Below are 20143 nucleotides of genomic sequence, written 5' to 3' on the forward strand. Positions count from 1 at the left end.
CATGACCGACGACGTGACTCGTTACTCGCCGGAGTGGCTGAAGCTGCGTGAGGGCGCCGACGCCGCCGCCCGCGCGACCGAACTCCTCGATCCGCTGCGGGCGTTCCTGTCGACGGTCACCGGGACGGTGGTGATCCGCGACCTCGGCTGCGGCACCGGCTCCATGGGGCGCTGGCTCGCCCCCCGGCTGGACGGTCCCCAGTACTGGGTCCTGCACGACCACGACCCCAATCTGCTCCACTGGGCCGTCGCGGGGACCCCCCGCGCTGCCGCCGACGGCAGCCGCGTCGCGGTCACGACGGAACGCGGTGACATCGCCCGCCTGACAATGGACGGCCTCTCCGGCACCTCGCTGGTGACGGCCTCCGCGCTGCTGGACCTCCTCACGCGCGAGGAGCTGGACGGGCTCGCGGCGGCCTGTGCCTGGGCCGGTTGCCCGGCGCTGCTGGCGCTGTCGGTGGCGGGGCGGGTCGAGCTCACCCCCGCCGATCCGCTGGACGCGGAGATCGCCGCCGCGTTCAACGCCCACCAGCGGCGGGTGGAGCACGACGGCCGGGCACTGCTCGGGCCCGACGCGGTCGCGGTGGCCTCGGAGGCCTTCGTACGCCATGGCCTGACCGTACGGGTGGAGTCCAGCCCGTGGCGGCTCGGACCGGACGAGTCCGCGCTGACGGCACAGTGGCTACGGGGCTGGGTCCACGCCGCCTGTGAGCAGCGGCCGGAGCTCGCGGCACGGGCGGAGGCGTATCTGGCGCGGCGGCTGGCGGAGTGCGAGGCGGGAGAGCTGCGGGTGGTGGTGCACCACAGCGATCTGCTGGCCCTGCCACCCATGGCGGGCATGTCGTGATCCGAGAGGCGGTCCAGCAGACGGTCCGGCGGGCGGTGCGGCAGGCGGTGCAGGCGGTGCGGGTGAGGCGGGCGTCCCTCGGGATGCTCGCCGGGGCCGCCATCCTCGCGGTGCTGCTGTGGCGGCTGGGCACCGGGCCCTTCCTGGACGGGGTGCGCCGGATCGACGGCGCCACCCTGCTGGCCGCTCTCGCCCTCGGCCTGCTCACCACCGTATGCAGCGCGTGGCGCTGGTGCCTGGTGGCCCGGGGCCTGGGCATCCGGCTGCCGCTGGGCCGGGCCGTCGCCGACTACTACCGCTCGCTGTTCCTGAACGCGGCGCTGCCGGGGGGCGTCCTCGGCGATGTGCACCGCGCGGTACGGCACGGGCAGAGCGCCGGTGACGTGGGCCGGGGCGTACGGGCGGTCGTCCTCGAACGGGTCGCGGGCCAGGTGGTCCTGGGCGCGCTCGGCGTCACGCTGCTGCTCGCCTATCCCTCCCTTCCCTCCCTCGTGACGCCGGGTGCCATGACTGCCCTCGCCGTCGTATGCGCGCTGGTGATCGCGGCGGCGGTCGCGGTCGCCGGCTGGCTCCGCGGGAAGCCGGGCGCCTCGCGCTCGCAGCGCGCGGTCCGCGCCACGCTCGCCGAAGCGCGCCGGGGACTGCTCGCCCGCGCGAGCTGGCCGGGCGTGCTCTTCTCGTCCGTGGTGGTGCTGGCCGGGCACCTCGGCGTGTTTCTGCTCGCCGCCCGCGCCGCCGGAGCCACGGCTCCGGCGGCCGAGCTGCTGCCGCTGATGGTGCTGGCGCTGCTGGCCATGGCGCTACCGCTGAACGTCGGCGGCTGGGGCCCCCGGGAGGGAGCCACCGCGTGGGCCTTCGGCGCCGCGGGCCTGGGCGCTGCCCAGGGACTGACCGTCGCCGTGGTGTACGGAGTGCTCACCTTCGCCGCGAGCCTGCCCGGCGTCGGCGTACTCCTCACCCAGTGGTACGCCGGGCTGCGGCACCGGCGTCCGCAGGTCGAGTTCGAAGAGGGTGTCCTCGCCGAGGGCGGCACAGCGCGTCGGCGGCCGGAGCGCGTCCCGCAGCAGGTCCGGGCCGGCGAAGCCGATCCCCGGGACGCCGTCGCCGATGAGGAGCGGCGCGACGGTGACGTAGAGCCGGTGCAGTACGCGCGCGTGGAGGAAGCGGGACACGGTGACGCCGCCGCCCTCGACGAGTACGCGGCCGAGTCCGCGGCGCGCGAGCTCGTGCACCAGGCGCCCGGGGGCGAACGCGGCACTGTCCGGCAGGATCAGCACATCGACTCCCGCGACTCCGTTGTACGCCGTGGAGTCCCCGGGCTCGTGCCGGCTGTCCGCCCCCACCACCCACAGGGTCGGCGCCGCCCCGTCGCTGAACACCCGGCTCCGCGGCGGTACGCGGCGGCGCGGATCGAGGACGACGCGCACCGGGTTGGCCCCCGGGCAGGCGCGGACCGTCAGCTGGGGATCGTCCGAAACGGCGGTACCGGCTCCGACGAGCACCGCGTCGGCGAGGGCCCGCAGCCGGTGCAGATGCTCGCGGTCCTCCTCGCCGGTGACGTAGTCGGCGTCGCCGGTACGGCTCGCGATGAACCCGTCGAGGCTCTGCCCCAGTTGCGCGAAGGTGACGTGCGGGCCGCCCAGGCAGAGCGGCAGATAACGGTCGGCGAGGAGCTGTGCGCCGGGCGTGGCGTCGGGCCACCGGAGGTGGCCGTCCGGGCCCGGGAGCAGCCCGGCGGCCTCGGCGTCCGCGTCGGATCGGATGCGCAGTAGCCGCTCCCAGGCTGCCGTTGCGTCGATCATGCCGACACTTCCTTGTCCGGTGCCAGGAGGGAGAAGTATTCGGCGAAGGAATCGACGAGGCCCGCCAGCAATTCCTTTCCCTTCTCTGCGGATGCCTTTGACGGGGAGCCGATCACGCCGGACTCCGTGTAGGCCCGCATACCGAGAGTGAGCAAATGCTCGCGGTCGTCGGCGAGGAAATCGGAGGCGTCATAACCGGGGCGGACCAGTTCGGGATTCTCGTGCAGCAGGATGGACGTCTCCAGTTCGCCCGCGTGCATATCGCTGCGCGACGACGTCCGTACACCGGCCTTGTCCCGGGCCGCGTCCCAGTCGGCGGGGCCGGGGAATAGCGCCATGCGCGTACCGCTTCCGGCGGACTCCTGAACCACGTTGCGCAGTACGTAATTTCCGCCGTGCGCGTTGATCAGAACGAGGTTGCGGATACCGGAGCGGCGGAGCGATTCGGCGATGTCACCTACGACGGCGTAGAGGGTCGCGGCGGAAATGCTGACGGTCCCCGGCCAGTCGGCGTGCTCGTGCGAGCAGGAAATCGTCACTGGTGGGAGGAGGTGCACCGGGTATGCGGCGGCGACCTCCCGGGCTATGGCGCAGGCTATGACCGTATCGGTAACCAGCGGGAGAAATGGCCCGTGTTGCTCAAAACTGCCGATGGGAAGGACGGCGACAGCGGCGCGCCGATCCCGCACCTCTTCTGTCGTGTCCAGCGGCAACAGATCACTCATATTTGTCCGGCCCTTTCTCTCTGCGTTCGGCTGGGTACAGGCTACGCGCAGCCGGTCGAACCGGTTGAAGGGACAGACTCGTTGAGACCTGAGCCCTTGATGGCTCTCGTCACTTTTGGGTACAACTCCGATGGTTAGCCGATATGATTCGGCCATGACAGATAGCGATGGCGTATACCGCGTCAGTGTTCCTTCATCGGGCGTCGAGCGCGTGGCGACTGTCCAACTGTCCACCCAGTACGGCGTCTTTCTCGCTGTCGGCTACCTGGACCGCAATCGCGGTGATGAACAAGTGGCTCTGGTTTACGGCGATATCGAGGGAGACGGTGCGCTTACCCGCGTGCATTCGGAGTGTCTGACCGGAGACGCCTTCGGGTCCAGGCACTGCGAGTGCGGCGACCAGCTGTCCGCCGCGCTGCGCGCCATCGTGAGCGAAGGACGCGGCGTCCTGATCTACCTCAGGGGCCACGAGGGCCGTGGCATAGGCCTGTTGGCCAAACTCCAGGCGATGCAGCTCCAGGCGGAGGGCCTGGACACGGTCGAGGCGAACCTCGCGCTCGGACTCCCGGCCGACGCCCGCGACTACCAGGTGGCGGCGGACATCCTGCACGACCTCGGCGCCCGGTCCGTACGCCTGCTGTCGAACAACCCGCTCAAGCGCGCGGCGCTGCTGCGGCACGGCATCAAGGTCGCCGAAGAGGTTCCGCTGCTGATACCGCCGAGCGAGGAGAACATCTCGTACCTGCGCACCAAGCGGGAACGCTTCGGCCACCATCTCCCGCATCTGGACCTGGAATTGGAGCTGGGGGTGGGCCGCACGGCCGAGCAGTCCTGAAGCCCTGAAACTGGCTGTCCGTGCTCAAACCGTTGACGGGCCCTCATGCGGCATCTACCTTCTGGTCGGATCACCGAACCTTGTTCGGAATATCGAACGTTCGACTTCGTGAAGGACCGGAACCGCACCGCCAGGAATGAGGCACCGCACCCATGGCACTGTCCTCCAACAGACGAGCCTTCCTCCGTATCGCAACGCTGGTCGCGGCGGCCCCCGCCGTCTCCTCGCTCGCCACCGGCCGGGCCACCGCCGCGCACCGGACCTTGGCCGGCGCCAGTGCCAATGCCAGTGCCACCGCCGCCGTCCCGCCCGCCCCCGCCGCGTGGGCGCTACGCCCCTTCGCCCTGAAGGACGTAGCCCTCGGCAAGGGCGTCTTCGCCGCCAAGCGCGACCTGATGCTCGACTACGGCCGCGGCTACGACGTCGACCGGCTGCTTCAGGTCTTCCGCGCCAACGCCGGGCTCTCCACCCGCGGCGCCGTCGCCCCCGGCGGCTGGGAAGGTCTCGACGGCGAGGCCAACGGAAACCTCCGCGGCCACTACACCGGCCACTTCCTCAGCATGCTCGCCCAGGCCTACGGCTCCACCGGCGAGCAGGCGTACGCCGACAAGATCCGCTACATGGTCGGGGCCCTGGCCGAGGTCCGTGACGCGCTGCGCAAGGACCCGGCCGTGCTGTCCACGGCGGGCAGGTTCTCCACCGCCGTGGAGAACCCGCGCGGCTCCAGCCAGTACGTCGACCTCCCCGCCACCGTCCTCGGCGGCGCGCCGGCCATCACCCTCTCCGCCTGGGTGAAGCCCACGCACGGTGCGAACTGGGCCCGCGTCTTCGACTTCGGCAACGACACCACCCGCTACCTCTACCTCGCGACCCGCAACGCCGACGGCGTCCCGCGCTTCGCCATCACCACCGGCGGACCCGGCCGCGAACAGGCCGTCAACGGCACCGCGCAGCTGCCGCTCAACCAGTGGAGCCACCTCGCGGTGACCATTGAGGGCACCACCGGCACCCTCTACGTCAACGGCACGGCGGTCGGCGCGAACACCGCGATGAACCTCAACCCCGCCGCCCTCGGCGCATTGAAGAACCACTGGCTCGGCCGGTCGAACTTCCCCGACCCCACCTACGCCGGCGCCTTCGACGAGGTCAACATCTGGTCCCGCGCCCTGACCGCCGCCGAGGTCGCGGCGCTGCGCGACACCCCCGCGTCCCAGACGCCCGCCGGCAACGGCGACCTCGCCTCGTACGCCTTCAACGAGACGACCGGCTCCGCCTTCGCCGACGCGTCGGGCCGCGCCCTGACCGCCACCCTGCGCCGCACCTGGGGAGCGCCGAGCCACCCCGGCTTCCTCGCCGCGTATCCCGAGACGCAGTTCATCACCCTGGAGTCGATGACCAGCGGCAACTACACGGTGGTGTGGGCGCCGTACTACACCGCGCACAAGATCCTGCGCGGCCTCCTCGACGCCTACCTCAACACCGATGACGAGCGGGCGCTGGACCTCGCCGCCGGGATGTGCGACTGGATGTACTTCCGGCTGTCCGCACTGCCCCAGGCCACCCGGCAGCGGATGTGGGGAATCTTCTCCAGCGGCGAGTTCGGTGGCATCGTGGAGGCGATCTGTGATCTGCACCAGATCACCGGCAAGGCCGAACACCTCGCGCTGGCCCGCCTCTTCGACCTCGACAAGCTCATCGACGCCTGCGCCGCGGGCACCGACATCCTCGACGGTCTGCACGCCAACCAGCACATACCGATCTTCACCGGTCTGGTCCGGCTGTACGACGCGACCGGCGAGGAGCGCTATCTCACCGCGGCCAAGAACTTCTGGGGCATGGTCGTCCCCACCCGTATGTACTCCATCGGCGGCACATCCACGCTGGAGTTCTGGAAGGCCCGCGGGGTGATCGCCGGCACCCTCAGCGACACCACCGCCGAGACCTGCTGCGCGCACAACATGCTCAAGCTCAGCCGGATGCTGTTCTTCCACGAGCAGGACCCGAAGTACATGGACTACTACGAGCGCGCCCTCTACAACCAGATCCTCGGCTCGAAGCAGGACAAGCCCGACGCGGAGAAGCCGCTCGTCACGTACTTCATCGGCCTGCTCCCCGGCAGTGTCCGCGACTACACGCCCAAGGCGGGGACGACGTGCTGCGAGGGCACGGGCATGGAGAGCGCCACCAAGTACCAGGACTCGGTGTACTTCAAGAAGGCCGACTCCACCGCCCTGTACGTCAACCTCTACAGCCCGTCCACCCTCACCTGGGCCGAGAAGGGCGTCACCGTCACCCAGACGACGGCCTACCCGGTCGAGCAGGGCTCCACGATCACCGTCAGGGGCAAGAAGGCCACCTTCGAGCTGCGCCTGCGGGTTCCGGCGTGGGCGGCGCGGGACGGCTTCAAGGTGACCGTCAACGGCAGGGCGGTGAGGGGAACCCCGGTCCCGGGAAGCTACTTCGCCGTCTCTCGGACCTGGTGCGACGGGGACACGGTCCGCGTCTCCATCCCGTTCCGGGTGCGGGTCGAGAAGGCACTCGACGCCCCGGCGACGCAGACCCTGTTCTACGGACCGGTCAACCTGGTGGCGCGCGACGCCCGGCGTACGTATCTGGAGTTCGGGCTGTACGGCAACGCCGCGCTCTCCGGCGATCTGCTGCCCGCACTGACTCCCGTGGCGGGCAAACCGCTCCACTTCACGCTCGGCGGTGTCGAACTGGCACCGTTCGCGGAGGGGACCGAGGACCCGACGCACGCCTACTTCCACCGGGTCGAGCCCGGGGTGGTCTTCGGGAACACCGACTCCGGGGTCGCCAACCCGGCCAGGGCCGCAGACGGCACGACGCTCCTCGATGAGGTCTGGGCCGCCGCTCCGTTCAAGAACAAGAGCGAGCTGGTGAAGAAGGCCGGGTCGGTGGTGGACGCCTGGGTGGCCGCGGGTCTGCTGAGCAGGGCGGACGGCCAGAAGGTGCTGACCACGGCGAAGAGCGCGTCGTACGTGTCCTGAGGGACACCAACTGATTGGCCGTCAGCCGTGCGGCCGGCGGCCAATCAGCGCGATTCAGCGATTCAGCGGAAGTTCACGTCGCTGCAGAAGAAGAACGTCTGGTCCATGTGCGAGGCCTGCCAGATCGTGTAGACGACATGGTGTCCGGTCAGCCCCGAGGTGGACAGGTTGACCTTGTACGTGTCGCCCGGGGCGTACCTGCCGGTCTTGGTGAGCAGTTGCATATCGCTCCAGCGCAGCGGCTGAGTGACGGGGTTGACACCCTGGCGGGAGACATAGACCAGCAGATAGTCAGCGCCGTGGCGCGCCTGGTCGTTCAGGTTCAGCGTGAAGTTGCTGCTGACGTCCTTCGTCTTCCAGGCGCCCACGGTGTCCATGGAGTTGTACCGGCCGCTCTCGGTCCGGCCGGCGCTGCACAGCTGCCCGTCCGGGACGACCGCCTGGAAGTTGCCCGCGGCGCCGTTGCGGTACAGCCCGTTCCAGTTCCACATGGCGTTCGGGTTGTGCTGCCACGCCTGCCAGCACATGGGGTCCTGCTGCTGCATGGCGGGATTCTGGAAGTCGCTCCCCCACCGCTGCCAGCAGCCGTAGTTACGGGACGCGGGGTCCACGACCGAGCCGTGGGCGGAGGCGGTTCCGGTCCAGGGGCTCAGGCAGAGCAGCGTCACGGCCAGCAGGCCCAGGCGCACCACCCAGCGGGGGAATTTCGAGCGGTTCTCGACGCGGTCATTGGCGTGATCATGCCAAGTCATTTTGCGGCTCCAGCCTTGGAGAGTGGGGGATTTCGGCGGCGTGGGAGCGCTCCCGCACCGCCGTCCGAGCCGTTCCCGGCGACACACGGCTGAAACATTTAACGCGTCGCTCCGACGCGACTGTTGGCGCATTCCGTTCCCCGCACCCGGGCTGCGTTCCTACCAGCGGCCCCGGAGGGACGCTGCGGCCGGATTCCGCTTGGGCTCAATTCAGCCTCACGCTCAAAGATTGAGCCTCAGGCAAGGTCCGTCTGCGCCGGGAGATCGCGGGCGCCGAGCCGCAAGTGCTCGATGTGGTAGACGGCCTCGTCCAGGAGCTGGGCGACATGGTTGTCGTACAGGCTGTAGACAATCCGCCGCCCCTGGCGCGCGCCGGTGACCAGCCCGAGCGCCCGCAACAGGCGCAGCTGATGGGAGACGGCGGACTGCTCCATCGCGACGGCCTCGGCCAGTTCCGTCACTCCGCAGGGCCCCTGCCTGAGCCGGGTGAGGATCATCAGCCGCGAGGGCGTGGCCAGAGCCTGAAGGGTCGCGGCGATGGTGGCCGCGGATTCCGGGTCGAGGCGCGCCGCGGGGGTGGTCCGTCCATCGGCTTCATCGACTCCATGTCCCATGCGGCCATCTTATCTGGGCAGACAATTGAAGAGCTCTTCATGTGTTCCGCTATGGTGAGCTTCGCACGTTCCCGCCGACCAAGCCGACCAAGCCGACCAAAAGGTGCGCCCCGATGACATCCGCGACATCCGCGACTTCCCTACCGGTGGACAACCGGCCGGCCCCCGCCGCCGGCCCACCCCCACCGGTACGGCCCCGCCGGACCCGGCTGTCGGCCCTGCCCGAAGTCCGCTGGGCGGCCCTGTCCACCGTCGCCTTCCTGCTCGCGTTCCCGCTGGACCTGGCCGGCGCCCCGGCGTGGGTGTGGGGTCCGCTCTACGTGCTCTGTTACGCGGCCGGGGGCTGGGAGCCCGGCTGGGCGGGGCTCCAGGAGCTGAAGGAGAGGAAGCTCGACGTCGACCTGCTGATGGTGGTCGCGGCGATCGGCGCGGCGGCCATCGGACAGTTCCTCGACGGCGGGCTGCTGATCGTCATCTTCGCCGTGTCCGGCGCGCTGGAGGCCCTCGCCACCAAGCGCACCGCCGACTCGGTCCTCGGCCTGCTCGATCTCGCGCCCGCCACCGCCGTACGTCTACTCCCCGGGGGCGGCGGAGGCGAGGAACAGGTCGCCGTGGCCGACCTGCGGGTCGGCGACACCGTCTTCGTACGGCCCGGTGAGCGGTTGCCCGCCGACGGCGCGGTGCTGGAGGGAACCAGCGACGTCGACCAGGCCACCATCACCGGCGAACCGCTGCCCGTGACCAAGGAGCCCGGCGACGAGGTGTTCGCGGGAACCCTCAACGGCACCGGCGCGCTGCGCGTACGAGTCGACCGCCACGCCTCGGCGTCCGTGATCGCCCGGATCGTGGCCATGGTCGAGGAGGCCAGCGAGACGAAGGCACCGACGCAGCTGTTCATCGAGAAGGTGGAGCAGCGCTACTCGGTCGGCGTGGTGGTCGCCACACTCGCGCTCTTCGCCGTCCCGCTCGCGTTCGGCGCGAACTTCACCGAGACCCTGCTGCGGGCCATGACGTTCATGATCGTGGCATCGCCGTGCGCGGTCGTGCTGGCCACGATGCCGCCGCTGCTGTCCGCGATCGCCAACGCCGGACGGCACGGCGTACTCGTCAAGTCGGCCGTGGTCATGGAGCGGCTGGGCGCGGTGAGCCTGGTCGCCCTGGACAAAACCGGCACCCTCACCGAGGGCTCGCCCCGGGTCGCGGCCGTACGGGCGCTGGCCGGCGCCGACGAGAGCGAGGCGCTTGCCCTGGCCGCGGCGGCGGAGCACCCGAGCGAGCACCCGCTCGGCCGGGCCGTGGTGGCGGCGGCGCGGGAGCGCGGGCTGCCGGTGGGGACGGCGCGGGAGTTCACCTCCGCGCCCGGACACGGCGTGCGCGCGCTCGTCGGGGGGCGGGCAGTCCAGGTGGGCAGCCCGTCCTATCTGCTCGGCGGCACGCCCGGATCCGTACGCGCTACGGCGGAAGCCCGTACGGCGGTGAGCGAGGCGGAGGAAGAGGGCCACACCGCCGTCGTGGTCCTGGCCGACGGGACACCGGTCACGGTCCTGGCCATCACGGACCGGCTGCGCGCCGGTGCCGCGGCGGCCGTCACCGCCCTCGCCGGGCTCACCGGCACCACCCCGGCGCTCCTGACCGGCGACAACAAGCGCTCCGCCGCGCGGCTGGCGGAGGAGGCGGGCATCACGGACGTACGGGCCGGGCTGCTGCCGCAGGACAAGGTCGCGGCCGTACGGGCCTGGGAGCGGGAGGGGCACAGGGTCCTCGTCGTCGGCGACGGCGTCAACGACGCCCCGGCGCTGGCCGCCGCCCACACCGGCATCGCCATGGGCCGCGCCGGATCGGATCTGGCGCTGGAGACGGCGGACGCCGTTGTCGTACGGGACGAGCTGGCCACCGTGCCCGCCGTCGTCGCGCTCTCCCGCCGGGCCAGGCGGCTGGTGGTGCAGAACCTCGTCATCGCGGGCGCGTGCATCAGCGCACTGGTGGTCTGGGACCTGGCGGGCCATCTGCCGCTGCCGCTCGGAGTCGCGGGCCACGAGGGCTCCACCGTCCTGGTCGGCCTCAATGGCCTGCGCCTGCTGCGCGAATCCGCGTGGCGGCGGGCGGCCGGACTTCCGTCCGCTACGGGGTGATACATCCCGATTGCTGGGGGCAGGGATGGAACCATGCCCCTGCTCGTCGGAACTTCAGGCTGGCAGTACAAGGACTGGCGCGGTGTGTTCTATCCGCCCGAGCTGCCGCAGCGGCTGTGGCTGGAGGAGTACGCCCGCCACTTCGCCACCGTCGAGAACAACAACGCCTTCTACCGGCTGCCCACCACGGAGGTCTTCGCCTCCTGGCGGGAGCGGACGCCGGAGGGGTTCGTCATGGCGGTCAAGGCCAGCCGCTATCTGACCCATCTGAAGCGGCTGCGCGACCCCGAGGAGCCGGTGGCCCGGCTGATGGACCGCGCCAAGGGCCTCGGCGACCGGCTGGGGCCCGTCCTGCTCCAGCTGCCTCCCCACTTCCGGGCGGACATCGGGGCCCTGGACGCCTGTCTGCGGTGTTTTCCGCGCACGGTCCGGGTGGCCGTCGAGTTCCGCGACCCGTCGTGGTGGGCGGCGGAACGGGAACTGCGGGCGGTGCTGGAGCGGCATGGCTCCGCGCTGTGCTGGGCGGACCGGGGGTCGCGGCCGGTGACACCGCTGTGGCGTACGGCGTCATGGGGGTACGTACGGTTCCACGGCGGGCTCGCCGCGCCGCCGCCGCGCTACGGCCGGCGCGCGCTGAAGGCCTGGGCCCGGCGCATCTGCGACGCCTGGCCGGCCGAGGAAGACGTATACGTGTACTTCAACAACGACCTGGGCGGCGCGGCCGTCGTGGACGCCGTCAATTTCGCGCGGGCGGCGGGGCTGCTGGGCCGGACGGTGAGCCGTACACAGCCGTGACACCTTCCGGATCACGCTCCGGAAGGTGTCACGGCCACCGTCTACTGCTTACTTCAGGGCCTCACGGCTTCAGGCCGAGGTCTTCGCAGGCTTCCTTGTAGTCCGGGGTGCAGATTTCCGTGGCGGTGTAAATGCCGTCCGCGATGACCGTTTCCTTGATGTTGTCCTTGGTCACCGCGATGACGGGGACGAGCACCGAGGGGATGGCCTTGGTGGTCGGGCTGTCGACGTCCGCCTGCGCCATCGAGTCGAGCGACAGGCCCCTCGCCAGCAGGATGGCCATCTCGGCCGCCGCGTTGGCCTCCGGCACGTTCGGCTTGTAGACGGTCATGAACTGCTCGCCCGCGACGATCCGCTGGATACCCGCCAGCTCGGCATCCTGGCCGGTGACCGGCGGCAGTGGGTCGATGTTGGCGTCCTTCAGGGCCTTGATGATGCCGCCCGCCATGCCGTCGTTGGCGGAGTAGACGCCGACGATCTCGTCCTCACCGAGGTCCGCCATCGCCGCCTTCATGTTGGCGGCGGCGTTCTCCGGCTTCCACGCCTTGGTGTCGTACTCCTTGCCGACGGTCGCCTTGCCGTCGAGCTCGGCGTGCGCGCCCGTCTTGAACTGCGCGGCGTTCGGGTCGGTGGAGGCGCCGTTCATCATCACGATCTTGCCGGTCTTGGCCTTGTTGCCAAGGGCGGCGATCAGTGCCTTGCCCTGCACATGGCCGACCTCTTCGTTGTCGAAGGAGGTGTACGCGTCGACTGGGCCCTGGGCCAGGCGGTCGAAGGCGACGACCGGTATACCGGCGTCCTTGGCCTTCTTGACCGCGTCCGCGATGAGCTTGGCGTCCACCGCGTCAATGATCAGGACGTCCACCTTGCTGTCGATCATGGTGTTGACCTGCTGCGCCTGGACAGTGGGGTCGGCCTTGGCGTTGGCGTAGAGGACCTTGCCCTTGTCGTTCGTCAGCTGAGCGATCTTCCGCTCGATGACAGGCTTGTCGAACTTCTCGTAACGAGCGGCCTCGGTCTCCGGAAGAAGCAGTCCGACCGTGATGTCGTCGCCCGTCCTTACGCCGGATCCCTGGTCGCTGACACAGGCAGCGAGCGAGACGGCCATCGCGGAAACGGCGACAGCAATGGTGGCGCGGCGCAGTTGTGCGTTCATCGGCAGTAATCAACTCCATGACAGGCCACGTGTTTGCGGCCGAGGTGGCTGGAAGTCAACCCCGCCTTCACAAAAGCGTCAAGAAGTACAAGGTAAACGAGATCACAACGGTGCGTACACGGATTGGTCGAATGAGTATCAATGACCCTTGCCCGCGGCGGACGGTGAGGCTGCCGCCGCGGGTGGGGTCGAGGACAAGGAGAGAGTACGCCCTGCGTCGAGCCGATCCCACAGGGTGAGCAAAGGCGTGGTCATTACGGTCGTCACCAGGGCCACCAGAACCAGGACGGTGAACATGGGCGCCGATACGATGCCCGCCGCGAGCCCGATGTTGATCGCGATGAGCTGCATGAGCCCGCGCGCGTTCATCAGCGTCCCCACCCGGATCGCGACCGCGGGGTCCTCACCGACGAGCCGCGCCGCCACCCAGCAGGCCCCGAGTTTGCCGATGACGGCGGCGACCACACAGCCGACGGCGAAGAACAGCAGCGGCCCGTCCGACAGCAGGCCGAAGTCGGTGTTGAGGCCGGAGTAGGTGAAGAACAGCGGCAGCAGGACGATCCGGCTGAAGGGCGTGATCCGTTCGACGGTGTGGTCCAGGGAAGCCGAGCGCGGCAGGCAGACACCCAGCGCGAAGGCCCCGAAGACCGCGTACAGGCCGATCCTGTCGGTGTACCAGGCGGCCAGGAACAGCAGGCCCGCCATGGCCAGCAGCAGATGGTCGGCGGAGAGCCGGTCGGCCAGGGCGGCGACGCGCTCACGGGCCCGGGCGAGGAAGGTCAGGACCACCGCGAGACCCACCGCGCCGCCGAGCGCGAGCACGAAGGGCCCAGCGCCGCCGCCCGCCAGGCTGAGCACGCCGGCGAGGAGCACCCAGGCCAGCGCGTCGTCGAGCGCGCCGGAGGCCAGCGAGATGGACCCGAAGCGGCTGCCGGTCAGGCCGCGTTCGGTGATGATGCGGGCCATCATCGGGAACGCCGTGACCGACAGGGTCACCCCGACGAAGAGCACGGTCACCGTGGGCGAGATGTCCTCGGGGAAGATGTCGATCGTGCCGTGCACAGCCCAGGCGAGCCCGGCGCCCAGCGCGAACGGCGCCAGAATCCCGGCGCCCGAGATCACCGCGGCCGGTCTGGCCACCTCCCGTATGCGGTCGGTACGGAACTCGTTCCCCGCCTGGAACATGAACACCACCAGGCCGATCTGACCCACGACGTACAGCACCGGCCGCAGCTCCGGCGGGAAAACGGTGTCCTCCATCCAGGGCGAGAGCGCGCCGAGCACGGACGGGCCGAGTACCACCCCGGCGACCATCTCGCCCACCACGGGCGGCTGGCCGAAGACCCGCAGGACCATGCCGGTGAGGCGGCAGACGATCAGGATGACGACGGCGGCGAGGAAGAAGGCAGGGCCGAGCTCAGTGGCGGTCATGGCGGAGCCTTTCGGGAAGGCGGGCAGCTCGGGTGGGGGCCGGGCCTTGTTCGTCAGCCATTCGTCAGCCGCCGTACGGACAGCCCTTGGCGCCCTCCGTACTGTTCGTACTCGCGGACAGCGGGCGGCCCTCGGTGTCGTGGACTGCGAAGTAGCGCGCGGCCGGCCGCCGACGGCGGGCGTCCAGCACCATCCAGGTGGAGAGCGCCAGTTGGACGGGGGCACGCCACACGTCCTCCCACCGGTCGCGGATCCGCAGGAAGGCGCGGACGGCGGCCACCCGGTACGCGGGCAGCGGGTGGTTCCTGCGTACGAGCAGACAGGGCCCGCGATTCGGCAGCGACCGGGTGTGCGCGACCGCCGAGTCCAGGGTGAAGCGGCGCAGCACCTCACGGGTGGCCGCGCGCATGACCAGCGGGGCCAGCCGCCAGGCGGGGCAGGGGCGGTTGGCGGCCATGCCGAACGGGATGTGGTGCGCGTCCCGGGCATGGACGCGGTCCCAGCGCCCCGGGTCGAAGACCGTCGGGTCGTCGTATCCGGTGGCGTGGTAGTCGGGGTAGCTGAAGAGCAGCACGGAGCCTCTCGGCAGCACCGTCCCGTCGTCCAGCGGGATTTCGTCGGTGGCGATCCGGTGCGCCACGCCGAACAGCGGGTACAGGCGCAGGGTTTCGTTCAGGACGTTGGAGAAGTAGCGGTCGTCGTCGGCGGCGGCGTCCGGGCCGACGGCCAGTCGGCGCTGTACGTCACGGTGTTCGGCGAGCGTCAGCAACAGGTGCGCCATGCCCTCGGACATCTGCACCACGGCGGTGTTGAAGAACGCGCCCTGGAGGTAGTACGCCTGCTCCTGGAGCGAGAGCCGGCCGGGGAGCTCGTGCGGTACGTGCCCGGCGGCGATCCGGCGGCGGAGGTAGCGGGTCAGCCGGTCGCGGCGGGCCATATGGCGCAGGCGGGTGCCCTTGAGGGCGCTGACCACGTCGTCGGCGTTGCCGGTGATGAGGCGGCGGGCGTGCTTGGGGCACTTCTCGCGGAAGACGAGTTCGTAGAAGAACTCGGCCCAGACGGGCATCATCAGATCGCGCAGTCTGACCAGGCTGACCGTGCGTCCGGCGAGGAGTTCGTCAAGGACCGCCGCGGTACAGCGGGCGGCGGCGGCCGAGAGGTCCTGGCTGGTCCCGGCGAGGATCGCCAGGGTCGTACGGGCGACTTCGTCGTAGCGCGGGCCGGGCTCCAGGTGCTCCTGGTGGACCTCGGGTCCGGGTGCGAGCCAGTACCAGAACAGGTCGGAGAGGGCGGCGCCGCGGCTGCGGCCGTTGGCGGCCGGGTGCGCGTACACCTTCTCGAAGCGTTCGGCATCCACGGCGTCGTCGGGAAAAGAGACGCCCTCGTCGCCGTTGATCCGGGCGAAGACGCGCCTGCGCAGGGCGACGATGGACGAGGGCAGCCAGTACGGCGTGGAGAGCACCACGCAGACGGCGGCGACGCGCTTGGCTCTTCCGGCTGTCGCCGCGCTCAGCATGGCGCACCTCCCGCCAACCCCAACCCTCTGGCCACCACCTGGTCCCGGCTCAGGTCGCCCGGCCGCCGGGCGCCGCACAGGGCCAGTGCGTGGTCCAGTTCCGCGCCGAGCGCGTCCAGCACCTGCCGTACGCCCGTCTCGCCCTCGGCGGCCAGACCCCAGACCACCGGCCTGCCGACCCCGACGGCGGCGGCCCCGAGGGCGAGCGCCAAGGCGGCGTCGGAACCCCGCCGTACTCCGCCGTCCAGCAGGACGGGCACGCGCCCGGCGACCGCCTCGACGATGCCGGGCAGCGCGTCGATGGTGGCGGGCGCGGCGTCGAGCTGTCGGCCGCCGTGGTTGGACACCATCACCGCGTCCGCTCCCTCCGCGACGGCGAGCCGGGCGTCGGCCGGGTGCAGGATGCCCTTGAGGACGAGGGGCAGAGCTGTGGCCTCGCGCAGCCGCCGTATGTCCTGCCAGGTCAGGGCCGTGGACATGGCGATGTCCAGGGTGTCTCCTGGTGGCGAGCCCGGCAGGTCGCGCATGTTCTCGGCGGCGAGCCCGGGCGGCAGATCGAGGAAGCCGTTGCGTTCGTCGCGCTCGCGGCGGCCGAAGACCGGCGAGTCCACGGTGACCACGAGCGCGGTGCAGCCGGCCTTCTCGGCCCGGTGGACGAGTTCGGTGGTGACGGCGTGGTCGGGCTGTAGGTAGAGCTGGAACCAGACCACCGCGTCGGGGCGCACGTCCCGCGCGGCGGCGGTGATCTCCGCGATCGGCATGGTCGAGGCCATGCTGGCGATGAGGACCGTGCCGGCCGCCGCGGTGGCGCGGGCGGTGGCGCGTTCGCCGACGGGGTGGGCGAGCCGGTGGAAGGCGGTGGGCGAGACGATCACCGGGCCGGCGGCACGATCGCCGAGCAGTGTGACGGCGGTGTCGCGGGTGTCGTTGCCGCACAACACCCGGGGCAGCAGGGCCAGTCGGCGGAAGGCGCGCTCGTTCTCGCCCATCGCGACCTCGTCGCCCGCGCCGCCGGCGAAGTAGTCGTAGTGGACGGGGTCCAGGAGCTGCCGGGCCCTGTCGTGAAGCAATGACAGGGCGGAGGTCATGGCTGGAGGTGACCGCTCAGGAATCGCAGGAGTGGCGAGCGGTGTACGTCCTCGCTGTCCCACTCGTTTTCGAGGTTCTCGGTGATGTGGTGTTCGCCGGCGGGTGCGCCGTCCTGGAACCGGCGTACGACGGGGTGGAGATAGCGGCTGTCGAGGCCGGTGGTGTCGTGCTGGGCGAGCCGGTCGACGGTGATGTCGAAGGGGTTGACCTGGTCGTGGTCGGCGCCGTATTCCAGCGTGACGGTGAAATAGCTGTCGGCCTTGCCGAAGGAGCCGTCCTCGATGGCCCGGTGCAGATGCGCGACCGGGACCTCCTCGTAGTAGCGGACGCTGCCGTCCTCGCCGACGACGACGGCGTCGCCGAGAAAGCCGAACTGCTGCCAGAGCGCGGAACTGCGGTTGACGCGCCCGATGACGGCGTCAGCGACAGCATCCCCGGCTTTCGGCAGCTCACGCGCCGGCCAGGACCGCTCGTGGTAACGCTGCTCAAGAATGCGATGCAATGCCCGTACGCCGTACCGGAAGCCGTGAATGAATCCGCTGGTGGACTTCTTGAAGTCGCGCACCTGGCTGAGAGTGCCCGCGAAGTACAGATCGGGGACATTGATCGATTCCCAGGTTTCGGTCTGTGCCGGAAATCTGTCGTTGATGGTCAGTTCCGGGCGGCATTCCTCGGCAAACACGGTGGCGTCGAAACGGAATCCGGTGGCCAGGATGACCCGGTCGTACCGTATTTCCTTGACGATGTCGTCCGCCCGGGAGAAGCTCACCGCGACCAGGTAGGAGGAGTCTTCCTGCCTGCGCACCGAGGCAATATGGCCGTCGAGGAGCGCATTCTGCGACTTCAGCTGGTAGGTGTCCAGGAAGTTGTTGTTGACCGCGCGGAGATGGCCGACGAAATGCGTCTGCCAGGCCATGCGCAGCGAGCCGGGGCCCGCGACATGGATGACCGAGGCGGTCTCGATGAGGTTGTCCGCGGTTTCGAACGCGGAATTGCCGCGGCCGATGATCAGCACCCGCTGCCCGGTGAAGTCGGCGGGGTCGACGGAGACGGTGCCGTAGGGCTCCGCCGTCTCGATGCCCTCGATGTCGGGGACGTACGGCTTGGACACCCCGGTCGCCATGATCACCCGCTTGGCCCGGAAGGCGTTGCCGTGCTGGTCACGGGCTACGAAGTCGCCGCCGTCGGGGCGGGTGATCTCGGCGATCGTGGTGTCGTGGCGCACGTTCAGCCGGTGGGCGGCGGCGAAGTCCGCCAGGTAGCGGACGAGGTCGTCGGCGTCCGGGAAGTAGCGCGGGGTGTAGCTGGTGAAGAGGGGCGCGCCCTCGTCGGACAGCAGGGAGTTCCAGTCGGTGCGCAGTTTGAGCTCGGGATCGTCCCAGCCGGTGTGCACCTTGTTGATGGATATGAGTTTGCGGTGTCTCGGGAATCGCGAGAAGAACGTTCCGGGGGTGTTTCCCGATTCCACGACGAGATAACTGCGACCGGTCTGCTCAAGAAAATACGCGGCCTGGAGCCCGGCAGGCCCGGCCCCTACCACAAGGTATTCGACCGAAAAATCATCCGAAACGTCACCGTGCATTTTACTCTCCCGCCTCTGACGAGTGGAGACATTCACGCTGATGGACGCTGCGAACACGCTACTTGACGCTTCAAGCGCCACAACAGCCCGCTCGTATGTGACGTGCGTCACAGGCGTTGAGGTCATCGGAAGCAAATCGGAAACATCATGATGCCGATAAACTCGCACAAGCGTCAGTCTTCCCGCTTCCCGCGCGACGTGCGGCCTGAATTCAACCCGCGGCGCTCCGGGACAACTCACCGAGAGTGGAGACGAAATGGGAAAATCGGCCGAGTCGCCTTTTCCGCATCCGCTGCTCAGCACGTTCCGTGACAACCCGGACGCCCCGGCCTTCGAATTCCGGTCACAGCCCGTCTCGCGCGGCGAGGTCCTGGACCTGACCGGCCGGTTCGCCGAAGGCCTGCGGGCGGCAGGCCTGGGCCCCGGCTCGTCGGTCGCGATGACCACCGCCGTCACCCCGGAGGGCTTCGCGGCGCAGCTGGCCGCCCATGTGCTGGGGTGCCGGGTGACGGGCCTGCGCCCGGGGCTGTCTGCGGCCCAGCTGCTCCACGTACTGTCGCGGGGCGTGGACGCGGTACTGGCCGACGAGTCCACCGCCGGCCCTGACCTCCTCGCCGCCGCGGGCGACACTCCGGTGCTCCACCTCCGTACGGACCTGCTGGAACCGCATCCGAAACCCGGCGAGCTGACGGTCTGCTCCCGCCCGGACGACATCGCCCTGATCCAACTGACCAGCGGCAGCACGGGCCACCCGAAGGGTTGCGTCCAGACGTACGGGGCGCTCAACGCGCACTGGGCCTGGCAGCCGGGCCACTGGACCGGCCAGACCAGCCGCCTCGCGCCCGCGTTCGGGCGCTATCTGCTGTTCGGGACGCTGACGAGCGCGGCGATCTTCGATCACCTCGGGCTGTGCCTGGCCGGCGGCGGCACGGCGGTCATCCCGGATCTCCCGCTGGAGTTCCCGCAGGTCTTCGAGAAGTACGGCATCACCGCCTGCCTGATGACGGTCCCGCGCCTGCACCAGGTGCTCGACCTGCTGCGCACGAGCGAGGTCGACGTCAGCAGCCTGCGGGCACTCACGGTGGCGGGTTCGCCTCTGGCGCCGCACCGGCTGGCGGAGGCGCGGGAGCGGTTCGGGCCGGTGGTGTACCAGGCGTACGGCCAGACCGAGACGGGCATCCTCACCAGGCTCAACCCCGACGAACCACTCGGCTCGGTGGGCCGCCCCTGCGAGGGCGTACGCATCGAAATCCGCGACACCGGGGACGCCCGGGACGCCCAGGACCCGCGGGACGCCCGGGACACCCGGAACGACCCGCTGCCCGCCGGGCGCAGGGGCGAGATCTGGGCCCGCACGGACTCCGCCTTCACGGGCTACTGGCAGGACGAGGACCAGACCCGGGAGATAGTCCGCGGCGGCTGGGTCCGCACCCAGGACCTCGGCCACCTGGACGCGGACGGCTACCTCCACCTCACAGGACGCGCGAGGGACATCATCATCGTCAACGCGATCGTCCACTACGCGGGCCCGATCGAACACGCCCTGTCCACACACCCCGAGGTCGACCAGGCATATGTGGTGGGCACCCCGGACGACGACACGGGCGAATCAGCCCACGCTTTCATCGTGCCCCGCACCCCCGGCCACGCCCCGGACCTGGACGCGCTGCGCGCCCGGGTGACGGCGGAACTGGGGGAGGCGGCGGTCCCCGCGACGATCACGGCCATCGACAGCATTCCCAGCGCCCCCAGCGGCAAGCCGGACAAACGCGCGCTCATCCCGCTCATCCCCCGCGACTGACGCCGAGCACCGACGCTGCCAGGAGCGTCCGAACTGCTGGGAGAACACGGACAGTTCG

The 20143-nt window shown here is 70.1% G+C and carries 14 protein-coding genes and 2 pseudogenes; 7 read left to right on the top strand and 9 right to left on the bottom strand.

Translation table 11 applies throughout. The annotated features are described in order from the left end of the window. Position 1 precedes the first annotated feature (1 nt). Together ACIHCQ_RS02020 and ACIHCQ_RS02025 are read left to right on the top strand one after the other, a co-directional pair. On the top strand, positions 2 to 847 hold the full coding sequence (locus ACIHCQ_RS02020) for a class I SAM-dependent methyltransferase (RefSeq protein ID WP_399656835.1): 846 nt from the start codon (positions 2 to 4) through the stop codon (positions 845 to 847). A gap of 83 nt (positions 848 to 930) precedes the next feature. Then, positions 931 to 1836: pseudogene (locus ACIHCQ_RS02025) on the top strand (lysylphosphatidylglycerol synthase transmembrane domain-containing protein); the annotation flags it as partial. A gap of 162 nt (positions 1837 to 1998) precedes the next feature. Here the strand turns inward: ACIHCQ_RS02025 and ACIHCQ_RS02030 are convergent. Both ACIHCQ_RS02030 and ACIHCQ_RS02035 read right to left on the bottom strand, forming a co-directional pair. After that, positions 1999 to 2649 (bottom strand): annotated as a pseudogene (locus ACIHCQ_RS02030) (RibD family protein); the annotation flags it as partial. Continuing rightward, positions 2646 to 3374, bottom strand: a complete 729-nt coding sequence (locus tag ACIHCQ_RS02035) for a creatininase family protein (protein ID WP_399656837.1) — start codon at positions 3372 to 3374, stop codon at positions 2646 to 2648. The pseudogene ACIHCQ_RS02030 and the gene ACIHCQ_RS02035, both read right to left, overlap by 4 nt. A gap of 154 nt (positions 3375 to 3528) precedes the next feature. Here ACIHCQ_RS02035 and ribA point away from each other — a divergent pair, with 154 nt between their 5' ends. After that, positions 3529 to 4209 (top strand): GTP cyclohydrolase II, encoded by a 681-nt coding sequence (ribA, locus tag ACIHCQ_RS02040; RefSeq protein WP_399656839.1) that lies wholly within the window; start codon positions 3529 to 3531, stop codon positions 4207 to 4209. Between the two features lie 152 nt (positions 4210 to 4361). Further along, positions 4362 to 7217, top strand: coding sequence for a beta-L-arabinofuranosidase domain-containing protein (locus tag ACIHCQ_RS02045; protein ID WP_399656841.1), 2856 nt, complete (start codon positions 4362 to 4364; stop codon positions 7215 to 7217). Positions 7218 to 7279: 62 nt separating this feature from the next. Here ACIHCQ_RS02045 and ACIHCQ_RS02050 read toward each other — a convergent pair whose 3' ends face one another. Next, the gene (locus ACIHCQ_RS02050; RefSeq protein WP_399656843.1) at positions 7280 to 7969 is read right to left on the bottom strand and encodes a lytic polysaccharide monooxygenase; all 690 of its coding nucleotides are present in this window, start codon (positions 7967 to 7969) and stop codon (positions 7280 to 7282) included. Positions 7970 to 8205: 236 nt separating this feature from the next. Further along, on the bottom strand, positions 8206 to 8583 hold the full coding sequence (locus ACIHCQ_RS02055) for an ArsR/SmtB family transcription factor (protein WP_399656845.1): 378 nt from the start codon (positions 8581 to 8583) through the stop codon (positions 8206 to 8208). 113 nt (positions 8584 to 8696) lie between these two features. On the opposite strand from ACIHCQ_RS02055, the gene ACIHCQ_RS02060 reads away from it, so the two are divergent. Next, positions 8697 to 10715, top strand: coding sequence for a heavy metal translocating P-type ATPase (locus ACIHCQ_RS02060; protein ID WP_399656847.1), 2019 nt, complete (start codon positions 8697 to 8699; stop codon positions 10713 to 10715). A 33-nt stretch (positions 10716 to 10748) separates the two neighbouring features. After that, positions 10749 to 11510, top strand: coding sequence for a DUF72 domain-containing protein (locus ACIHCQ_RS02065; protein WP_399656849.1), 762 nt, complete (start codon positions 10749 to 10751; stop codon positions 11508 to 11510). A gap of 61 nt (positions 11511 to 11571) precedes the next feature. On the opposite strand, the gene ACIHCQ_RS02070 is transcribed toward ACIHCQ_RS02065, so the two are convergent. From ACIHCQ_RS02070 to ACIHCQ_RS02090, 5 genes are all read right to left on the bottom strand, one after another. Beyond that, positions 11572 to 12666 (bottom strand): sugar ABC transporter substrate-binding protein, encoded by a 1095-nt coding sequence (locus ACIHCQ_RS02070; RefSeq protein ID WP_399656851.1) that lies wholly within the window; start codon positions 12664 to 12666, stop codon positions 11572 to 11574. Between the two features lie 138 nt (positions 12667 to 12804). Beyond that, positions 12805 to 14097 (bottom strand): cation:proton antiporter, encoded by a 1293-nt coding sequence (locus ACIHCQ_RS02075; RefSeq protein ID WP_399656853.1) that lies wholly within the window; start codon positions 14095 to 14097, stop codon positions 12805 to 12807. A 64-nt stretch (positions 14098 to 14161) separates the two neighbouring features. Further along, a complete protein-coding gene (locus ACIHCQ_RS02080; RefSeq protein ID WP_399656855.1) occupies positions 14162 to 15613 on the bottom strand; it encodes a cytochrome P450 in 1452 nt (483 codons plus the stop codon). Beyond that, positions 15607 to 16701: an alpha-hydroxy acid oxidase gene (locus tag ACIHCQ_RS02085; protein ID WP_399656857.1), complete on the bottom strand. Its 1095-nt coding sequence runs from the start codon at positions 16699 to 16701 to the stop codon at positions 15607 to 15609. Before ACIHCQ_RS02085 ends, ACIHCQ_RS02080 begins: the two co-directional genes overlap by 7 nt. Further along, positions 16698 to 18284, bottom strand: coding sequence for an NAD(P)-binding domain-containing protein (locus tag ACIHCQ_RS02090; protein WP_399656859.1), 1587 nt, complete (start codon positions 18282 to 18284; stop codon positions 16698 to 16700). The genes ACIHCQ_RS02085 and ACIHCQ_RS02090 overlap by 4 nt, the downstream gene beginning before the upstream one ends. 256 nt (positions 18285 to 18540) lie before the next feature. Between ACIHCQ_RS02090 and ACIHCQ_RS02095 the strand changes: the two genes are divergently transcribed. Next, positions 18541 to 20085 (top strand): class I adenylate-forming enzyme family protein, encoded by a 1545-nt coding sequence (locus tag ACIHCQ_RS02095; protein WP_399656861.1) that lies wholly within the window; start codon positions 18541 to 18543, stop codon positions 20083 to 20085. Positions 20086 to 20143 lie beyond the last annotated feature (58 nt).

Source organism: Streptomyces sp. NPDC052236, assembly GCF_044548015.1.
Lineage (GTDB): Bacteria > Actinomycetota > Actinomycetes > Streptomycetales > Streptomycetaceae > Streptomyces.

Bases quoted from the DNA above. Each gene is read 5' to 3' on its own strand.
- ACIHCQ_RS02020 (WP_399656835.1), top strand. From the start codon at position 2: ATGACCGACGACGTGACTCGTTACTCGCCGGAGTGGCTGAAGCTGCGT.
- ACIHCQ_RS02035 (WP_399656837.1), bottom strand. From the start codon at position 3,374: ATGAGTGATCTGTTGCCGCTGGACACGACAGAAGAGGTGCGGGATCGG.
- ribA (WP_399656839.1), top strand. From the start codon at position 3,529: ATGACAGATAGCGATGGCGTATACCGCGTCAGTGTTCCTTCATCGGGC.
- ACIHCQ_RS02045 (WP_399656841.1), top strand. From the start codon at position 4,362: ATGGCACTGTCCTCCAACAGACGAGCCTTCCTCCGTATCGCAACGCTG.
- ACIHCQ_RS02050 (WP_399656843.1), bottom strand. From the start codon at position 7,969: ATGACTTGGCATGATCACGCCAATGACCGCGTCGAGAACCGCTCGAAA.
- ACIHCQ_RS02055 (WP_399656845.1), bottom strand. From the start codon at position 8,583: ATGGGACATGGAGTCGATGAAGCCGATGGACGGACCACCCCCGCGGCG.
- ACIHCQ_RS02060 (WP_399656847.1), top strand. From the start codon at position 8,697: ATGACATCCGCGACATCCGCGACTTCCCTACCGGTGGACAACCGGCCG.
- ACIHCQ_RS02065 (WP_399656849.1), top strand. From the start codon at position 10,749: ATGCCCCTGCTCGTCGGAACTTCAGGCTGGCAGTACAAGGACTGGCGC.
- ACIHCQ_RS02070 (WP_399656851.1), bottom strand. From the start codon at position 12,666: ATGAACGCACAACTGCGCCGCGCCACCATTGCTGTCGCCGTTTCCGCG.
- ACIHCQ_RS02075 (WP_399656853.1), bottom strand. From the start codon at position 14,097: ATGACCGCCACTGAGCTCGGCCCTGCCTTCTTCCTCGCCGCCGTCGTC.
- ACIHCQ_RS02080 (WP_399656855.1), bottom strand. From the start codon at position 15,613: ATGCTGAGCGCGGCGACAGCCGGAAGAGCCAAGCGCGTCGCCGCCGTC.
- ACIHCQ_RS02085 (WP_399656857.1), bottom strand. From the start codon at position 16,701: ATGACCTCCGCCCTGTCATTGCTTCACGACAGGGCCCGGCAGCTCCTG.
- ACIHCQ_RS02090 (WP_399656859.1), bottom strand. From the start codon at position 18,284: ATGCACGGTGACGTTTCGGATGATTTTTCGGTCGAATACCTTGTGGTA.
- ACIHCQ_RS02095 (WP_399656861.1), top strand. From the start codon at position 18,541: ATGGGAAAATCGGCCGAGTCGCCTTTTCCGCATCCGCTGCTCAGCACG.